The 15,321-nt window shown below is 69.9% G+C and carries 12 protein-coding genes; 4 read left to right on the top strand and 8 right to left on the bottom strand.

Annotation, left to right across the window (positions count from 1 at the left end):
• Positions 1 to 7 precede the first annotated feature (7 nt).
• Positions 8 to 766 (bottom strand): ABC transporter ATP-binding protein, encoded by a 759-nt coding sequence (locus ACFYPG_RS02430; protein ID WP_357207221.1) that lies wholly within the window; start codon positions 764 to 766, stop codon positions 8 to 10.
• Between the two features lie 146 nt (positions 767 to 912).
• On the opposite strand from ACFYPG_RS02430, the gene ACFYPG_RS02435 reads away from it, so the two are divergent.
• The 3 genes from ACFYPG_RS02435 to sthA all read left to right on the top strand — a co-directional run bounded on the left by ACFYPG_RS02435 (position 913) and on the right by sthA (position 4,385).
• Positions 913 to 2,109: a sensor histidine kinase gene (locus ACFYPG_RS02435; RefSeq protein ID WP_387349705.1), complete on the top strand. Its 1,197-nt coding sequence runs from the start codon at positions 913 to 915 to the stop codon at positions 2,107 to 2,109.
• Positions 2,106 to 2,744 carry a response regulator transcription factor gene (locus ACFYPG_RS02440; RefSeq protein WP_355006608.1) on the top strand — a complete coding sequence of 213 codons (639 nt, stop codon included), beginning with the start codon at positions 2,106 to 2,108 and terminating at the stop codon, positions 2,742 to 2,744. Before ACFYPG_RS02435 ends, ACFYPG_RS02440 begins: the two co-directional genes overlap by 4 nt.
• 237 nt (positions 2,745 to 2,981) lie before the next feature.
• A complete protein-coding gene (gene sthA, locus ACFYPG_RS02445; protein WP_355006606.1) occupies positions 2,982 to 4,385 on the top strand; it encodes a Si-specific NAD(P)(+) transhydrogenase in 1,404 nt (467 codons plus the stop codon).
• Here sthA and ACFYPG_RS02450 read toward each other — a convergent pair.
• Positions 4,382 to 4,789, bottom strand: a complete 408-nt coding sequence (locus tag ACFYPG_RS02450) for a MerR family transcriptional regulator (RefSeq protein ID WP_387349708.1) — start codon at positions 4,787 to 4,789, stop codon at positions 4,382 to 4,384. The genes sthA and ACFYPG_RS02450 overlap by 4 nt on opposite strands.
• A 28-nt stretch (positions 4,790 to 4,817) precedes the next feature.
• On the opposite strand from ACFYPG_RS02450, the gene ACFYPG_RS02455 reads away from it, so the two are divergent.
• Positions 4,818 to 5,513, top strand: coding sequence for a methyltransferase domain-containing protein (locus ACFYPG_RS02455; protein WP_387349710.1), 696 nt, complete (start codon positions 4,818 to 4,820; stop codon positions 5,511 to 5,513).
• A 180-nt stretch (positions 5,514 to 5,693) separates the two neighbouring features.
• Here the strand turns inward: ACFYPG_RS02455 and ACFYPG_RS02460 are convergent, their stop codons facing one another.
• The 6 genes from ACFYPG_RS02460 to ACFYPG_RS02485 all read right to left on the bottom strand — a co-directional run bounded on the left by ACFYPG_RS02460 (position 5,694) and on the right by ACFYPG_RS02485 (position 15,318).
• The gene (locus tag ACFYPG_RS02460) at positions 5,694 to 7,076 is read right to left on the bottom strand and encodes an endo-1,4-beta-xylanase (RefSeq protein WP_387349712.1); all 1,383 of its coding nucleotides are present in this window, start codon (positions 7,074 to 7,076) and stop codon (positions 5,694 to 5,696) included.
• Between the two features lie 39 nt (positions 7,077 to 7,115).
• Positions 7,116 to 8,426, bottom strand: coding sequence for a PHB depolymerase family esterase (locus ACFYPG_RS02465; RefSeq protein WP_355006603.1), 1,311 nt, complete (start codon positions 8,424 to 8,426; stop codon positions 7,116 to 7,118).
• 312 nt (positions 8,427 to 8,738) lie between these two features.
• Positions 8,739 to 10,877 (bottom strand): alpha-glucuronidase, encoded by a 2,139-nt coding sequence (locus tag ACFYPG_RS02470; protein WP_387349715.1) that lies wholly within the window; start codon positions 10,875 to 10,877, stop codon positions 8,739 to 8,741.
• The gene (locus ACFYPG_RS02475) at positions 10,874 to 12,907 is read right to left on the bottom strand and encodes a beta-galactosidase (protein ID WP_387349717.1); all 2,034 of its coding nucleotides are present in this window, start codon (positions 12,905 to 12,907) and stop codon (positions 10,874 to 10,876) included. The genes ACFYPG_RS02470 and ACFYPG_RS02475 overlap by 4 nt, the downstream gene beginning before the upstream one ends.
• A complete protein-coding gene (locus ACFYPG_RS02480) occupies positions 12,904 to 13,593 on the bottom strand; it encodes a DUF624 domain-containing protein (protein ID WP_355006600.1) in 690 nt (229 codons plus the stop codon). The genes ACFYPG_RS02475 and ACFYPG_RS02480 overlap by 4 nt, the downstream gene beginning before the upstream one ends.
• An 87-nt stretch (positions 13,594 to 13,680) precedes the next feature.
• Positions 13,681 to 15,318 carry an extracellular solute-binding protein gene (locus ACFYPG_RS02485; protein WP_355006599.1) on the bottom strand — a complete coding sequence of 546 codons (1,638 nt, stop codon included), beginning with the start codon at positions 15,316 to 15,318 and terminating at the stop codon, positions 13,681 to 13,683.
• Positions 15,319 to 15,321 lie beyond the last annotated feature (3 nt).

A 15,321-nucleotide genomic window follows, 5' to 3' on the forward strand; every position in this document is an offset into this window, starting at 1 on the left:
GCCGCCCTCATCGGCGGGCCGCCAGGTCACGCAGGGCGTCGGTGACCGACACCTGGTTCGGCTTGTCGATCTCACCGGCCAGCCGCCCGTCGGCGAGCAGCACCACCCGGTCGGCGTACGCGGCGGCGATCGGGTCGTGGGTGACCATGACGACAGTCTGGCCGAGGTCGCGTACCGAGTCGCGCAGGATGGTGAGCACCTCCGCGCCGGAGCGGGAGTCGAGGTTGCCGGTCGGTTCGTCGGCGAAGACCACCTCGGGGCGCGCCACGAGCGCCCGGGCGAGCGCGACCCGCTGCTGCTGACCGCCGGACAGCTCGCTGGGCCGGTGGTTCAGGCGGTCGCCGAGGCCCAGCATCCGCACCAGGTGCGCAAGGAGTTCGGCGTCGGGCTGCCGACCGGCGAGGTCCAGCGGCAGGGTGATGTTCTGCGCGGCGGTGAGCTGTGGCAGCAGGTTGAAGGACTGGAAGACGAACCCGATCCGTTCCCGGCGTACCCGGGTCAGCGTCCGGTCCGACTGGCCGGTCAGCTCCGTGCCGCCGAGCAGGACGCGACCGGAGGTGGCCGTGTCGAGGCCGGCGAGGCAGTGCATCAGTGTCGACTTGCCGGATCCGGACGCGCCCATGATGGCGGTGAACTCGGCCCGGCCGAAGCCGACCGAGACCCCGTCCAGGGCACGGACGGCCGTGTCGCCGCTGCCGTACACCTTCACCAGGTCGACCGCGGCTACCGCGGCGTGGCTGGTCTCCGGCGGGGCGTGGGTTGTCATCGTTCCTCCAGTGGCTGCGTGGTGACCGGGAAAGCCTCGCCGCGACCGGCGGGCGGGCGCATCGGCCCGGGGCCGGGTATCGCCGGTGCGGGGTCTGCCTTTTGGCCGATCCGACACCTCCGTCCGGCTGGCTACGCTGGGTCACCATGAGCACGCCGGATCTTCGACGATGGTGGGTACGCCTGGCCCAGACCGCCGGGCTGGTGGCCATGGGGCTGCTCGCCCTCTTCGACCTGCGGTACAGCTCGCCCACGAGCCTGGCCGCCCTGCTGCTCCTGCTGGTACGGGTGGGGCTGGCGGTGGCGACGGTCCCGCTCTGGCTGCCGGTGCACCGACCAGGCTCCCGCCGGCTGCCGTTGGCCGCGCTGATACTCGCCTCGGCGTCACTGGTCGTGACCGCGGCGATCGTGATCATTCCCGACGGCCGCTACGGGCTCGGTGGCGGCAGCTGGGGGCTCGCCGAGTCGGCCGGGCTGATCGGGGTGGTCTTCGTGGTGACGCGCTGGGGCGCGCCCCGACTCGCCCCGGCGGCGGCGGTGGTCGCCGGGCTCGCCGTCGCCGCGCTGCCGCTGCGTTCCGGCGCCGACAGCCTCCTGGTGATCTTCGGTCTGCTTCAGGTGATCGCCGCTGCCGGCGCCGCCGGGGTGGGGCTCTACCTCCGCGTCGTGGCCGCCGGCCGGGAGCGGGCCATCGCCCTGGTACGGGCCGAGCAGCGTGCGGAGTTCGCCCGGGACCTGCACGACTTCATCGCCCACCACGTTACCGGCATCGTGGTGCAGGCACAGGGCGCCCGGTTCGTCGCCGAGCAGGACCCGCAGCGGGTGATCGTCGCCCTGGGGCAGATCGAGCGGGCCGGCGCGGAGACGATGGCCTCGATGCGGCGGATGGTCGGCATCCTGCGCAACCCCGACGCCCCGCCGGACGCGCCGCTGGCGCCACTGGCCGGGGTGACCGAGCTGGAACCGCTGCTGACCGGGTTCAACGGCGCGGCGAACGCGCCGGCACGACTGCACGTCGACGGCGACCTGAACGGACTGCCCGTGGAGGTCTCGACGTCGGCGTACCGCGTGGTGATGGAGGGGCTGACCAACACCCGCCAGCACGCGCCGGACGCGCGGTCCGTGGCCGTGGCCGTGCGGCGTACCCCGGACTGGTTGCTGGTCCGGGTCGCCGACGACGGCGCGTCGCCGCGAACCGCGCCGGCCCGGGGGCACGGCTTCGGCCTGATCGGCCTCACCGAGCGGGTACGCGCCCTCGGCGGCACGATCACCGCCGGGCCCGGCGTCGCCGGTGGCTGGGTGCTCGACGCGGCGTTCCCGCTCCACGTGGCGGTGGCCCGGTGATCCGGGTGCTGATCGCCGATGACCAGGCCATGGTCCGGACCGGCTTCGGCATGATCATTGGCGCCCAGTCGGACATGGAGGTGGTCGGCGAGGCCGCAGACGGCGTCCAGGCCGTCGAGCTGGCCCGACGACTGCGCCCGGACGTGGTGCTGCTGGACATCCGGATGCCCCGCCTCGACGGTCTGGAGGCACTGCGGCTGCTCGCGGGGCCGGGCGTCGCCGACCCGATCCGGGTGGTCGTCGTGACGACCTTCGACCTCGACGAGTACGTGCACACGGCGCTCTCCAACGGCGCGTGCGGCTTCCTGCTCAAGGACTCCGGCCCGGCCCTGCTGGTGGAGGCCGTCCGCGCGGCCGTGTCCGGAGACGCGCTGATCAGCCCCTCGATCACGGTACGGCTGTTGGAGCACCTCAGCTCGCCGGCCCCGGCGCGCGACGACGGCGGCCTGTCGCCACGGGAACTCGACGTCGTGAAGCTCGTCGCCCGGGGCCTGACCAACGCCGAGATCGCCACCCAGCTCTTCATCGCCGTGGGCACGGTCAAGACCCACCTGGCGAGCGTGCAGATGAAACTCACTGCCCGCAACCGGGTCGAGATCGCCGCCTGGGCCTGGGAACGCCGCCTCGTCGGCTAAGGCCGGGTTGTCGTGGCCGTGGCCGGGCCGGCGATGTCGCAAACGATTCAGCTCCAAAGGCCGCGACCGGCACACCCTCCACCTGCCGCAGTCGAATCCTCGCGCCGATGTCGGCGTCCGAACCCGTCGGGGCGTCCGCCACAACACGCTGAACGGCGGCCTGCGCACGGTGGCAGACGAATAACGCTCGCCTCCGGGGTCTGGCGTGCGCCGCGACATCTTGCGACGCTAACGCCTGTGTATGACTACGACCTGTTGGTGCTGGGCTCCGGGCCCAGCGGTCAGAAGGCCGCGATCGCCGCCGCCAAGCTCGGCAGGCGGGTCGCCATCGTGGACCGCCGCGACATGATCGGTGGGGTGTGCATCAACACCGGCACCGTGCCCTCCAAGACCCTGCGCGAGGCCGTGCTCTACCTGACCGGCCTGAGCCAGCGCGACCTGTACGGCAGCAGCTACCGGGTCAAGGAGGACATCACCGTCAGCGACCTGGCGGCCCGGACCCAGCACGTCATCACCCGGCAGACCGACGTCATCCGCAACCAACTGTCCCGCAACCGCGTCACGATGATCACCGGCACCGGGCGTTTCGCCGACGCGCACTCGATCTGGGTCGACGGCGGCTCCGGCCGCGAGTCCAAGGTGACCTTCGACAAGAGCGTCATCGCCGCGGGCACCCGCCCGGCCCGCCCGGACAGCGTCGACTTCGACGACCGGACGATCGTGGACTCCGACGGCGTCATCAACCTCCAGGCCGTACCCCGCAGCATGGTCGTGGTCGGCGCCGGCGTGATCGGCATGGAGTACGCCTCGATGTTCGCGGCGCTCGGCACCAAGGTGACGGTGGTGGAACGCCGCGACCGGATGCTGGATTTCTGCGACGACGAGATCATCGAGTCACTCAAGTACCACCTGCGCGACCTGTCCGTGGCGTTCCGCTTCGGCGAGGAGGTCGCCGCCGTGGAGAAGCACCAGACGGCGGCGCTGTGCATCCTCAAGAGCGGCAAGAAGATCGTCGCCGACACGGTGATGTACTCGGCCGGCCGGCAGGGCCAGACCGACGACCTGGCGCTGGAGGCGGCCGGGCTGGAGGCGGACCGACGCGGCCGGATCACCGTCGACGCCAACTACCGCACCGCAGTGGAGAACATCTACGCCGTCGGCGACGTGATCGGCTTTCCCGCGCTCGCGTCCACCTCGATGGAGCAGGGTCGGCTGGCCGCGCAGCACGCCTGCGGCGAGCCGATCCGGGAGATGCACGGCCTGCAACCGATCGGCATCTACACGATTCCGGAAATCAGCTTCGTCGGGCAGACCGAGGCGCAGCTCACCGAAAGCTCGACACCGTTCGAGGTGGGCATCGCCCGGTACCGGGAGTTGGCGCGGGGTCAGATCGTGGGCGACTCGTACGGCATGCTGAAGCTGCTCGTCTCCCCCGACGACGGTCGACTGCTCGGGGTGCACGTGTTCGGCACCGCCGCCACCGAGATCGTCCACATCGGTCAGGCGGTGATGGGCTGCGGGGGCACGATCAACTATCTCGTCGACGCGGTGTTCAACTACCCGACGCTGGCCGAGGCGTACAAGGTCGCCGCCCTGGACGCGTCCAACAAGATCCGCAACATCACCCGCATCGACGGCTAGCCACCACCGCCGACCTCGACCAGCTCCGCCAGCTGAGTGCGGTAGTCAGGGCAGGTCGAGATGTCCTCGTGCGAGCAGTTCAGCCCGGCCGCGAGCAGGTCGAGCGCCGAGCGCAGCGCCGCCATCCTGGCCTGCACCGCGTCGTGGTTACGGCGCAGTACGTCCTTTCGGGTGGCCGGGTCACCTGCGGCGAGGAACGCCCGGATGTCCGACAGCGACAGGCCGGCCTGCTTCGCGCGCAGAATCGAGGCCACCCTGAACAGGTCGTCGCGGGTGTAGCGGCGACGACCGCCGGTGACCCGGACCGGGCGGAGCAGGCCCACCGACTCCCAGTGCCGCAAGACGTGCGCTGGCAGGCCGAAGTGGTCGGCCACCTCGCCGATCGTCATCGGGCTTGACTTCATGTCGACATTAAGTCCCAGGCTGGCAGGCATGTCCAGTCTTCTAGCTGCCCTCGATGCCATTGAGAGCGAACCCACGGCCGTCGCACTGCGCGCCCGTTCCTACGAGTTGCTCGGCGACCTCACCGGCCGAACCGTCGTCGACGTTGGTTGTGGCAGTGGCCGTGCCGTCGGCGAGCTGGCCGGGCGCGGAGCCCACGCGGTCGGGGTCGACGTCGATCCCGAGATGATCGCCGTGGCCCGCGCGCGCTGGCCTGCCGGCGAGTTCCACGTCGGCGACGCCACCGAGCTGCCGATCGAGACCGGATCGGCCACGTACTACCGGGCGGACAAGGTGTTGCACGTGCTCGACGATCCGGCGCGGGCCGTGGCCGAGGCACGGCGCGTGCTCACACCGGGAGGTCGAGCCGTACTGCTGGGCCAGGACTGGGACCTGATCGCCATCGACTCGGACCAGCCGGAGACCACTCGCCGACTGGTCCACGCGCGGGCAGACTCGCTCCCGTCGCCGCGCGTTGCCCGCAGGTATCGCAACCTGCTTCTCGATGCCGGCTTCACCGACCCGGTCGTCGAGGTGCACAGCGCGGTGTTCACCGAGGACACCGCGCTCAAGCTGTTGCAACGGATCACCGACGAGGAGATCTGGCTCGCCGAGCAGGCCGAGCGCGCCCGGACGAACCGAATCCTCGTCGTCGTCCCGATGTTCCTCGTCGCCGCCCAAACCTGACACCAGCATCTCGACGACGGTAAAGCCCCTACCCACCTCATCCCCTACCGCCTCTCCTGGTGATCAAGAGGTTTCCGTCATCCGAGCTGGCGTGTCGTGACGGAAACCTCTTGATCAACGAGGGCAGGGGTGGGTGGGGCCGGTGCGGGGCCCTGCCCCCCGCACCGGCCGGTGGGTGCGTCAGCCTGCGGAGCAGGTGGGGCTCAGGCTGCCGGCGGTGCCGTTGGCCTGGAACCCGAACTCGGTGGACTGCCCGGCACCGACCTGACCGTTGTAGGCGACGTTGGTCCAGTTCGTCGTGCCGGTGTTACCACTGCGGTTGGCGCTCCAGGCGTTGGTGACTGTGGCACCGGACGGCAGTCCGATCGACACCGTCCACCCGTTGAGCGCCGACGAGCCCGCGGTCACCCGTACGTTCGCCACGAAGCCACCGTTCCACTGGTTCACCGACACCGTGGCGGTGCAGCCACCCGTGCCCGGCGGCGGCGTGGTGGGCGGGTCGGTCGGCGGGTCGGTGGGCGGGTCGGTCGGCGGGTCCGTGGGCGTGGTGCCGTTGTTCAGCGCGGCGAGAACAGCGTCGTACGCGGGCTTCTTCGAGCCGTTGCTGTTGAACAGCAGCGGGGTCTGCGAAGCGCGCCACGAGTCACTGTCGCGGATGCCCCACACCGTGATGCCGTTGCAGCGGGCAACGGCCAGGCAGTCCTCGACGACGCTGCGGTACGTGTTCGCCGAAGCGCCCTGGATGTCCAGCTCGGTGATCTGCACGTCCACACCGAGCGCCGCGAAGCTCGACAGGGTGGTGCGGTAGTTGCTCACGTACGGTGAGTCGTTGTTGAAGTGCGACTGGAACCCGACGCAGTCGATCGGCACGCCACGGGCCTTGAAGTCGCGCACCATGTTGTAGACGCCCTGGGTCTTGGCGTGCGTCCAGTTGTCGGTGTTGTAGTCGTTGTAGCAGAGCTTTGCGCCCGGGTCTGCGGCACGCGCCGCCCGGAACGCCGCCTCGATCCAGTCGTTGCCGGTGCGCTGGAGGTTGGAGTCGCGACGGCCCCCGGAGCTGCCGTCGGCGAACGCCTCGTTCACCACGTCCCACGCCACGACCTTGCCGCGGAAGTGGGTGGCCACCTGCGTGACGTGGTTGAGCATCGCCTGTCGCAGCGCGCTGCCGCTCATGCTCTCCATCCAGCCGGGCTGCTGCGAATGCCACGCCAGGGTGTGACCCCGCACGTTCATCCCGCGGCTGCGGGCGTGGTTGACGATTTGGTCCGCCGCCCCGTAGCTGAACTGGTTCTGCTGCGGCTCGGTGGCGTTCATCTTCATTTCGTTCTCGGCGGTCACCATGTTGAACTCACGGTTCAAAATCGTGGTGTACGCGCTGTCGGAGAGCTTGAAGCCGGCCACCGCCGTACCGAAGTAGCGACCCTTCTCGGCGGCGGACGCGCCGAGCGTCGTTCCGGCGGAGGCGGGCGCCGTCGCGAACAGCGCCATGCCGGCGGCGAGGGCACCCGCGCCGGCCAGCGCGACTGCGGCTCTGGATGCCGCCTTCCATCTCGGACTTCTCATCGTGTGACTCCTTTGAGGGTGGTGGGGTGGGAGGGGAAATCAGGACACCGAACAGGCGGCACCGTTGAGCGCGAACGAGGTGGGCTTGCCGGTGCCGCCCTCGTGCGTGGCCTGGAAGCCGATCTCGACCGACGCGTTCGGGGCGATGGTGTTGTTGTAGGAGACGTTGCGGGCGGTCACCGCGCCGCTCACCGGGGCGTACTGGGCGTTCCAGCCGCTGGTGATGCGCTGTCCGCTGGGCAGCGTGAAGGTCAGCGCCCAGCCGTTCACGGCGGTGGCACCGGTGTTGGTGATGACCACGCTCGCGGTGAAGCCGCTGTTCCAGGCGTTGACCGTGTAGCCGACCCGACAGGCGCCGTCGGTCGGCGGCGGAGTCGTCGGCGGCGGAGTCGTCGGCGGCGGGGTCGTCGGCGGCGGGGTGGTCGGCGGCGCGGTGCCGTCCAGCCCGAAGAAGCGGATCACCTGCGCGGCGTCGACCGGCAGGTTGTGCGTGACACCCTGCATGCTGATCGCCTCGACCGGCGCCATCGGGCCGCTGCTGCCGTAGCGGGTGCGGGTGTGGCCGGACTGCGGGGAGTCGGTGTACGTCGGGGTCTGGCTCAGCCCGTGCACGTTGGTCCACTGCTTGACCTGCTCGCCGAAGTTCGGATAGCGCAGCGTCTCGTCGTTGGTGCCGTGCCAGATCTGCATCCGGGGTCGCTGGCCGGTGTAGCCGGGGTACGCCTCCCGGACCAGGTCACCCCACTGCTGCGCGGTCCGGATGAGTTGCCCGTTGGCGCACTGGCTGTTCCACTCCGAGGTGCCGCCGGTGGCGAAGCAGGCGAACGGCACCCCGGCGAACGAGGAGCCTGCCGCGAACACGTCCGGGTAGACGCCCAGCATGACGTTGGTCATCATCGCGCCGGACGAGGTGCCGGTGGCGAAGATCCGCGCGGGGTCGGCGGAGTAGCGCTGCTTCACGTAGTCGACCATCGACATGAGCCCGACCGGGTCGCTGCCGCCGCCACGGCGCAACGCCTGCGGTGAGTAGACGTCCCAGCACTTGCTGCTGCGGGTTGCCGACGGGTAGATCACGATGAACCCGTACCGGTCCGCGAGGGAGGCGTACTGGGTGCCCGAGTGGAACGCGGGGCCCGTCCCGGTGCAGTAATGCATGGCCAGGAGGATCGCCGGTCGGGTCGCCACCCGGTCCGGGACGTACAGGTGCATTTGTAGGTTGGTGGGGTTGGTGCCGAAGTTGGTCACCTGCGTGAGCGTCGCCGCCGACGCGGGAGCGGCGAACGTCAACGCGGCGGCGGCCAGTGTCACGGCCGCCATGACGACGCCAAGCATTCTCGTCTTCAGTGTCATCGTCGCGATCCCTTGCGGAAAAAAGGCGCGTGGAAGGGGACTTAAGTCGAGGACTGCCCTTCGCCCGACCTTGACCGCGGCTCGCGTGACCATGTCAGCTTCAATCGAGCACACTCGATTGTCAAGACTTCCGGAAACCTTTCGCCGCAACGGTTCTGGCGGCTACCTGCGCGGCAATGGGCATCGACGGGCGTCTTCAGCGGCGCTGGGTGGCGATGAATTATCGGCACGTTTTCGGAACCTGCCAGGCCGCCGCTGGGCACACGGCACAACGGCGGCCCGACCGGATGACCCGGCCGTCCGCACCGCCGCTCAGTAGATGTCCCGCCCTCGCTCGTCCGGCACCCCGGACTTGCGGTAGAAGTACGTGTTGATCTGGTCGCGCCACTCGGTGGCGCAGCGCACCTGCTCGTCGAGGCGTTCGGCGACCCGCTCGTACACGCTCGGGTCGATCATCCCGGTCAGCGTCTGCCACCTGCGTCGCATCGCCATCACCTCCTCGACCCCGGCGAAGTGGGTGTCGTAGATGTGCTGGATGACCGTCGAGCCGCTGTGCAGCACGTGCCCGTACGGCACGTGGTGGAAGAAGAGCAGCAGCTCGTCGGGGCAGCTCTCGGGTGACTCGTACACCTGCGCCCAGTACGGCGGGTACTGGCCGGCGAAGCCGGTGCCCGACGCTCGGCTGCGGTCCACGCCGACGCCGTCGCGGTCGGCGAAGTGGTAGGTGCCCCACCGGGTGTACTCGTACCCGTCGACGCCGGGACCGTAGTGGTCGCCGGGGTTGACCATGAAACCGACACCCAGCGGGGCGGTGTAGCGCTCGTACGTGCGCCACGAGTCGTCCATGATCTCGTGCAGGATCCGCCGCACCAGCTCCGCGTCGGCGGTCGCCGACGGCGGAAAGGTCAACGTGATCCACTCGTCGAGGATCGCCGTCGGGTCCCGCCGAGGGTCCCAGGCCAGCCGGCCGAACGCGTACAGGTTGGCCTGCGCCAACGGATGCCCGGTCCAGAAGAGGTCGTCGCCGACGTTGGCGACGGCGACCATCCCGCCGCCCGCCGCCGACTCCCCCGTGACCACGTCGGCGATCGTCCGCCCGTCCGGCCCCCAGGGAGCGAAGCCGAGCACCTCACTCCACCACGGGCCGAGGTGGCAGACGTGCCGCTGTTGGCCCGTGTACTCCTGAGTGACCTGCAACTCCACCGCCAGCCGGGTCGCCGGCATCGCGGCGAACACCGGTGACACCGGCTCGCGCGGCTGGAAGTCCACCGGGCCGAACTTCACCTGGACGACCACGTTGGTACGGAACCGCCCGTCGAGCGGGGCGAAGTGGTCGTACGCGGCCCGAGCCCGGTCGGTGGACCGGTCCCGCCAGTCCTGGTGGTGGTTGTAGACGAACGCCCGCCAGTGCACCACTCCCCCGTGCGGGGCGAGGGCCTCGGCCAGCAGGTTCGCCCCGTCGGCGTGGTCACGGCCGTACGTGAACGGGCCGGGTTGCCCCTCCGAGTCGGCCTTTACCAGGTAGCCGCCGAAGTCCGGGATCCGGTCGTACACCCGTCTGGTGGTTCCGGCCCACCAGACGCGTACGTTCTCGTCCAGCGGGTCGGCGGTCGGCAGGCCACCGAGGAGCACCGGCGCGGCGAAGCTGACCGACAGGTGCACCCGGATGCCGTACGGGCGCAGCGCGTCCGCGATCTCGGCCACATCCCCGATCCGTTCGGTGAGCAGCAGCGCCTCGGTACGGGCCACATTGACGTTGTTCACCGATATCGCGTTGATCCCACAGGACGCCAGCAGCCGCCCGTACTCCCGTACCCGGGCCAGGTCGCCGCGCGGACGGCCGTCCTGCCAGAAGATCGAGCCGCCCGCGTACCCCCGTTCGACCTGGCCCATCACCGGGTGCACTGCCACGTTGTCCCAGTGGTTCAACATCCGTCGGCGCAGCGCCGGCTGGTGCCGCTCCGGGGGTCGGGCCGGGTCGAAGGCCGCCGCGCAGAGCCGGACCACGTGGAAGAGCCCGTACAGCAGGCCGGCGGGCGCGTCGGCCAGCACCGCCGTCACGTCGCCGGCCCTCGCCAACACGAAACCCTCGTCGCCGAGCGTCCCGCCGTCGCCCAGCTCGACCAGCGCCGCCTCGCCGGCGGCGCGGGCCGCCTCCACCGCCGGATTGGGCAGCTCGGCGGCGTCGCGCAGGGCGAGCACCAGGTCGACGTCGACGTCCCAGGACGGGGAGTGCCACACCCGTCCGCCGTAACGGGCGCAGGCGCGCGAGACCTCGTTGAGGACGGTGTCGACGAGCAGCCCCTCGCCGTGCAGGAGGATGCGACGCGCGCCGAGCGACCGGAACGCCTCCGGCGGCAGCCAGGCCGGGTGGACGCGCGGTTCGTCACCGTCCATCGACTCCTCGACGAACATCAGCTGCTCCAACTCCACCGACTCTTCGGCGTTCACCGGTCCTCCTCCAGCACGACAACCCCGTACGCCGGCAGCCGCAGGGCGCCGCCGGCCGCCGTACGGTCGCCGGTGAGCAGGTCGACGCCGCCGGTCCGGGCAGTCACCTCGACCGGCTCGGCGCGGTGGTTCAGCAGAAACAGCAGCCGCGACCCGTCCGCCGCGACCCGCACGGCGGGTTCCAGGTCCGGCACGTCCGGGTAGGGCCCGAGCAGATCGTGCCGGGCGAGCACCTGCCGAACCACCCAGGACACTCCGGACTGGTCCAGCCCGGTGGCCACGTACCATCCGTCGCCGGCGCCGAAGGAGTTACGGGTCACCGCGGGGGTGCCCGCGTAGAAGTCGGCCTGGTACGTGCCGACGACCTGCGCGCCCTGCGGGATCACCAGCTCGAACAGCAGGCTCGCGTCGACGTCGACCTGATCCGCGCCGTCGCCGAGGCGGACCGTGTTGACCACCTCCGGGCCGCGGGCGTCCCACTCGTCGACCCGGACGCCCATGAGCTGACCGAGCGGGCCCGGCACGTCCATCAGGAACGCCTGGTCGTTCTCGTCCACCCGGCCCGACAGGTAGGTGGTCAGCACCGACCCTCCGCGCGTCGCCACCGCCTCCAGCCGCTGCGGCAGGTCACCCTTGAGCAGGTGCAGGGCCGGGGCCACGACCACGTCGTAGCCGGACAGGTCGGCGGTCACCGCGACGACGTCCAGGTCCACACCGGCGTCCCAGAGGGCCCGGTGGTACGCGAGCACGACCTGCTGGTAGCGGACCAGCCGGGACGGGCCGTCGGACAGCTCCAACGCCCACCAGCTGTCCCAGTCGAACAGCAGCGCCACCCGGGCCGGGGTCCGCGCGCCCAGTGACGCCGGGCCGAGCCGTTCCAGTTCGGCGCCCAGCTCGGCGACCTCCCGGAACACCCGGGTGTCGGAGCGACCGGCGTGCCCGATGACGGCGCCGTGGTACTTCTCGCTGGCCCCACGGGAGGCACGCAGCTGGAAGAAGAGGACCGCGTCGGCGCCGTGCGCCACCGCCTGCCAGCTCCACAGCCGCATCAGACCGGGGCGCTTCAACGGGTTGACGTCACGGCACGCGGTGAAGCTCGGGGTCTGTTCCATCAGCCAGAACGGCTGGCCGTCCTTGAGCCCGCGCATCAGGTCGTGGGTCAGCGCCATCCGGGCCGCCGACGCGTCGTCGGGCGGGTAGTTGTCCCAGGAGACGAAGTCCAGATGAGGGGCCCAGCGGTGGTAGTCGATCGGGCGGTACATGCCCATGAAGTTCGTGGTCACCGGCAGTGCCGGGCTGGACTCCCGGATGGCCGCCTTCTCGTCGCGGAAGTTCGTCAGCATCGCGTCGGAGGTGAACCGCAGGTAGTCCAGCGTGATGCCCGGGAACGCCGTGTGATCCGGACCGCGCCAGTGCTCGGTCAGCGCCGAGGGTGGCTCGATCTCGTCCCAGTCGGTGAAGGTGTGCGACCAGAAGGTGGTGTACCAGGCCTCGTTCAGCTCGTCGAGGGTGCCGTAGCGGTGGCGCAGCCAGTTCCGGAAGCCGGCCGCGCACAGGGCGCAGTAACAGGCGCCGCCGTACTCGTTGCCGACGTGCCAGGCGAGCACCGCCGGGGTGTCGGCGTAGCGACGGGCGACCCGGCGGGCCAGCTCCGTCGAGAGCCGGCGGAAGATCGGCGAGCTGGGGCAGGAGTTGTGTCGCTGGCCGAAGCGGTGCTTGCGGCCCTCGAAGTCGGTCCGGGTCACCTCGGGGTACGCCTTCGCCAACCACGGTGGGTGGGCTCCGGTGCCGGTGGCCAGGCAGATCCCGCGTCCCTCGGCACTGGCCCGCTCGACGATCCTGTCCAGCAGCGCGAAGTCGTAGGTGCCCTCGGCGGGTTGGGTGAGCGCCCAGTCGAACACCCCGAGGGTGACCAGGTCGATCCGTGCCGTGTCGAAGAGACGGTAGTCCTGCTTCCACACGTCCTCGGGCCACTGTTCCGGGTTGTAGTCGCCCCCGAAGGGCACCTTGGCGCTGAGGGGCAGGCTCATCTGGTGAACTCCTCCCGGATCAGGTGGATCATCGGGTCGCCGACGCGCAGGTACGCCAGCACCGCGATCGACGCCAGCAGCATCAGCACCGCCTCGGAGAAGACCGCGGTGATCCCGGCCGCAGCGGCCAGCAGCAGGGCGCTGCCGACGGGAACACCGGGGGTACGCACGAGGAAGTGCACGGCCAGCCGGAGCACGTCACGGGTGCGGAAGTCGAACAGCGAGGTGATCACCAGGGCGTTGGCCGCGCAGAGCGTCACGCCCACTCCGATCAGCACCAGCGGCACCGCCCACCAGCTCGACAGGCCGACAGCGTCGCGGTAGGCGAGGTTCACGGCGAGCACTGTCAGCCACAGCAGCGTCGGCACCCAGACGCGCAGCACACCGAGCACGTTGGCCCGGTAGCCGTGCCAGAACAGGGTGGCCGGGCGCAGGTCGGTCAGGTCGGTTCGCTGGTGGCGCAGGGCGTACAGGGCGGCGGAGATCGCCGGGCCGACCGGTACCAGCAGGAGCGCGGCCAGCGGCAGGTTGCTCGGATCGCGGCCCAGCACCAGCAGCGGAAGCAGGGCGGGCAACGTGGTGAGCAGCAGGAGCAGCTCGACCACGAGCAGGATGTAGACGCGCGAGGTGATGCGCGACAGTGGCCCGTCGCCGAACTGTCGCCGGGTCTGAGTCGCGCCACTCACGCTCGCTCCCTCCGGTCGACTCAGCTGATCCGTGGTCGCCGGGGTCCGGCCGGGCCGCACCAGGCGACCCGACCGGACTCCCGCCGATCAGCCGTTGTTCTTCTGGAACCGCTCGTACGCCTTGTTGACCAGGTCGATGTACTGGTCGGAGTTCTTGGCCTTCAGCTCGGCCACGTACGCGTCCCACTCACTGAGCGGACGCTGACCCAGGGCGAACTTCAGCGTGTTCTGGGTGACGAAGTCCTTCAGCGGCGTCTCCCAGAGCGACACCTGCTCGCGCTCCTCGTCGCTCAACGGGGCCGGCGGGGGCACCACCCTCGGCTTGCGGGCGTCCATCACCTTCTGGAACTCCAGCTCCTCCGGCGAGAAGAACCCGCGAACCAGGTCGGGAGTGCCGCCGTAGGCGAAGACGCCGTTGTGGAAGCCGAAGTCCTTCTGCAGGTGCTTGGGCGCCTCCGGGTTGAGCCCGAGGAAGTCGACCCCGGGGTTGAGCGTGCGCTTGCCGGACGCGTCCTTGGTGAAGGTCGTGCCCTCGACGCCCCAGCGGGCAAACTCCAGGCCTGCGTCCGAATACCACAACCAGTCGATGAACTGCATCATGGCCACGAAATTCTTGCTCTCCCGAGCCTTCGTGGAGATCATGATGCCGTTCTCCAACCGGGGGAACGGGTTGATCTCGCCAGCCGGGCCGATCGGCAGCGGGATCTTGGCCATCTTGGCGTTCGGCAGGGTCTTGGCCAGGTCGGGGCGGTGGTTGTTGACCAGGGTCTGCGCGTTGCCGGTGACCACGAAGGACTTGCCGTTGGCGAGCTTCTGGCGGGCCTGGTCGTCGGTCTGGGTGAAGCTTTCCGGGTCGAGCAGGCCCTCGGCGACGAGCTTGTGCAGGTAGGTGACCATCTGCTTGTACTGCTCGGACGCGCCGGTGTAGCTGAACTTCTTCGCCGCCGGGTCCCAGGTCGCGTGCTGGTAGTCCCAGCCCGCCTGGGTGCCGTGGGCCGAGCCGAGGATGTTCAGCAGCGCGCCGGTCGGGTTGGGCTTGCTGAAGAGGTCGGAGTACGGGTAGACGTTCGGGTACTTCGCCTTCATCGCCTTGAGCACCGTGTACAGCTCGTCCCAGGTCTTCGGGACCGCCAGGTTGAGCTCCTGCATGATGTCGGTGCGCACCAGCACCGTGTAGTCCTGCGTGGGCTTCTCGTGGAGGCCGGGGAGCAGGTAGAACTTACCGTCGGACTGCCGCAGGTTGTCGATCTCCGGCTGGAGGTTCCACTTGGTGATCTTGTCCTTGAGGTTGGGCATCAGGTCCAGGTAGTCGCTCACCGGGAGGATCGCCCCGGAGGACACGAAGGCGTTCTCCTGCGGGTGGTACGTCTTCGGAATGATCAGCGGGGCGTCACCGGCGCCGATCAGCAGGCTGCGCTTCTGCTCGTAGTCGCTCAGCGGCACGGCCACCGGATCGATCTTGACATTGGTCCGCTTGGTGAGCTCCGACCAGAACAGCCAGTCTTCCTTGAGCGGGTAGAACGTGTGGTTGTTGTAGAGGGTGGAGAACGAGAGAGCCTCGGTGGCCTTGAACTGGTCGCCGATGCCGTAGTTGGCCATCGCGCCGACCCGGTTCTCGGAGAGGTCGGTCGACTCACCGGGGTCCTCGGAACAGGCGGTGGCAAGGGAGAGCGCGAGCAGACCCGCGGTGGCCAAGGCCAGGCGGCGCCCCGTCTTGTGGAGCATGGC

It is taken from the genome of Micromonospora sp. NPDC005553, from assembly GCF_042871765.1.
Classification (GTDB): domain Bacteria; phylum Actinomycetota; class Actinomycetes; order Mycobacteriales; family Micromonosporaceae; genus Micromonospora.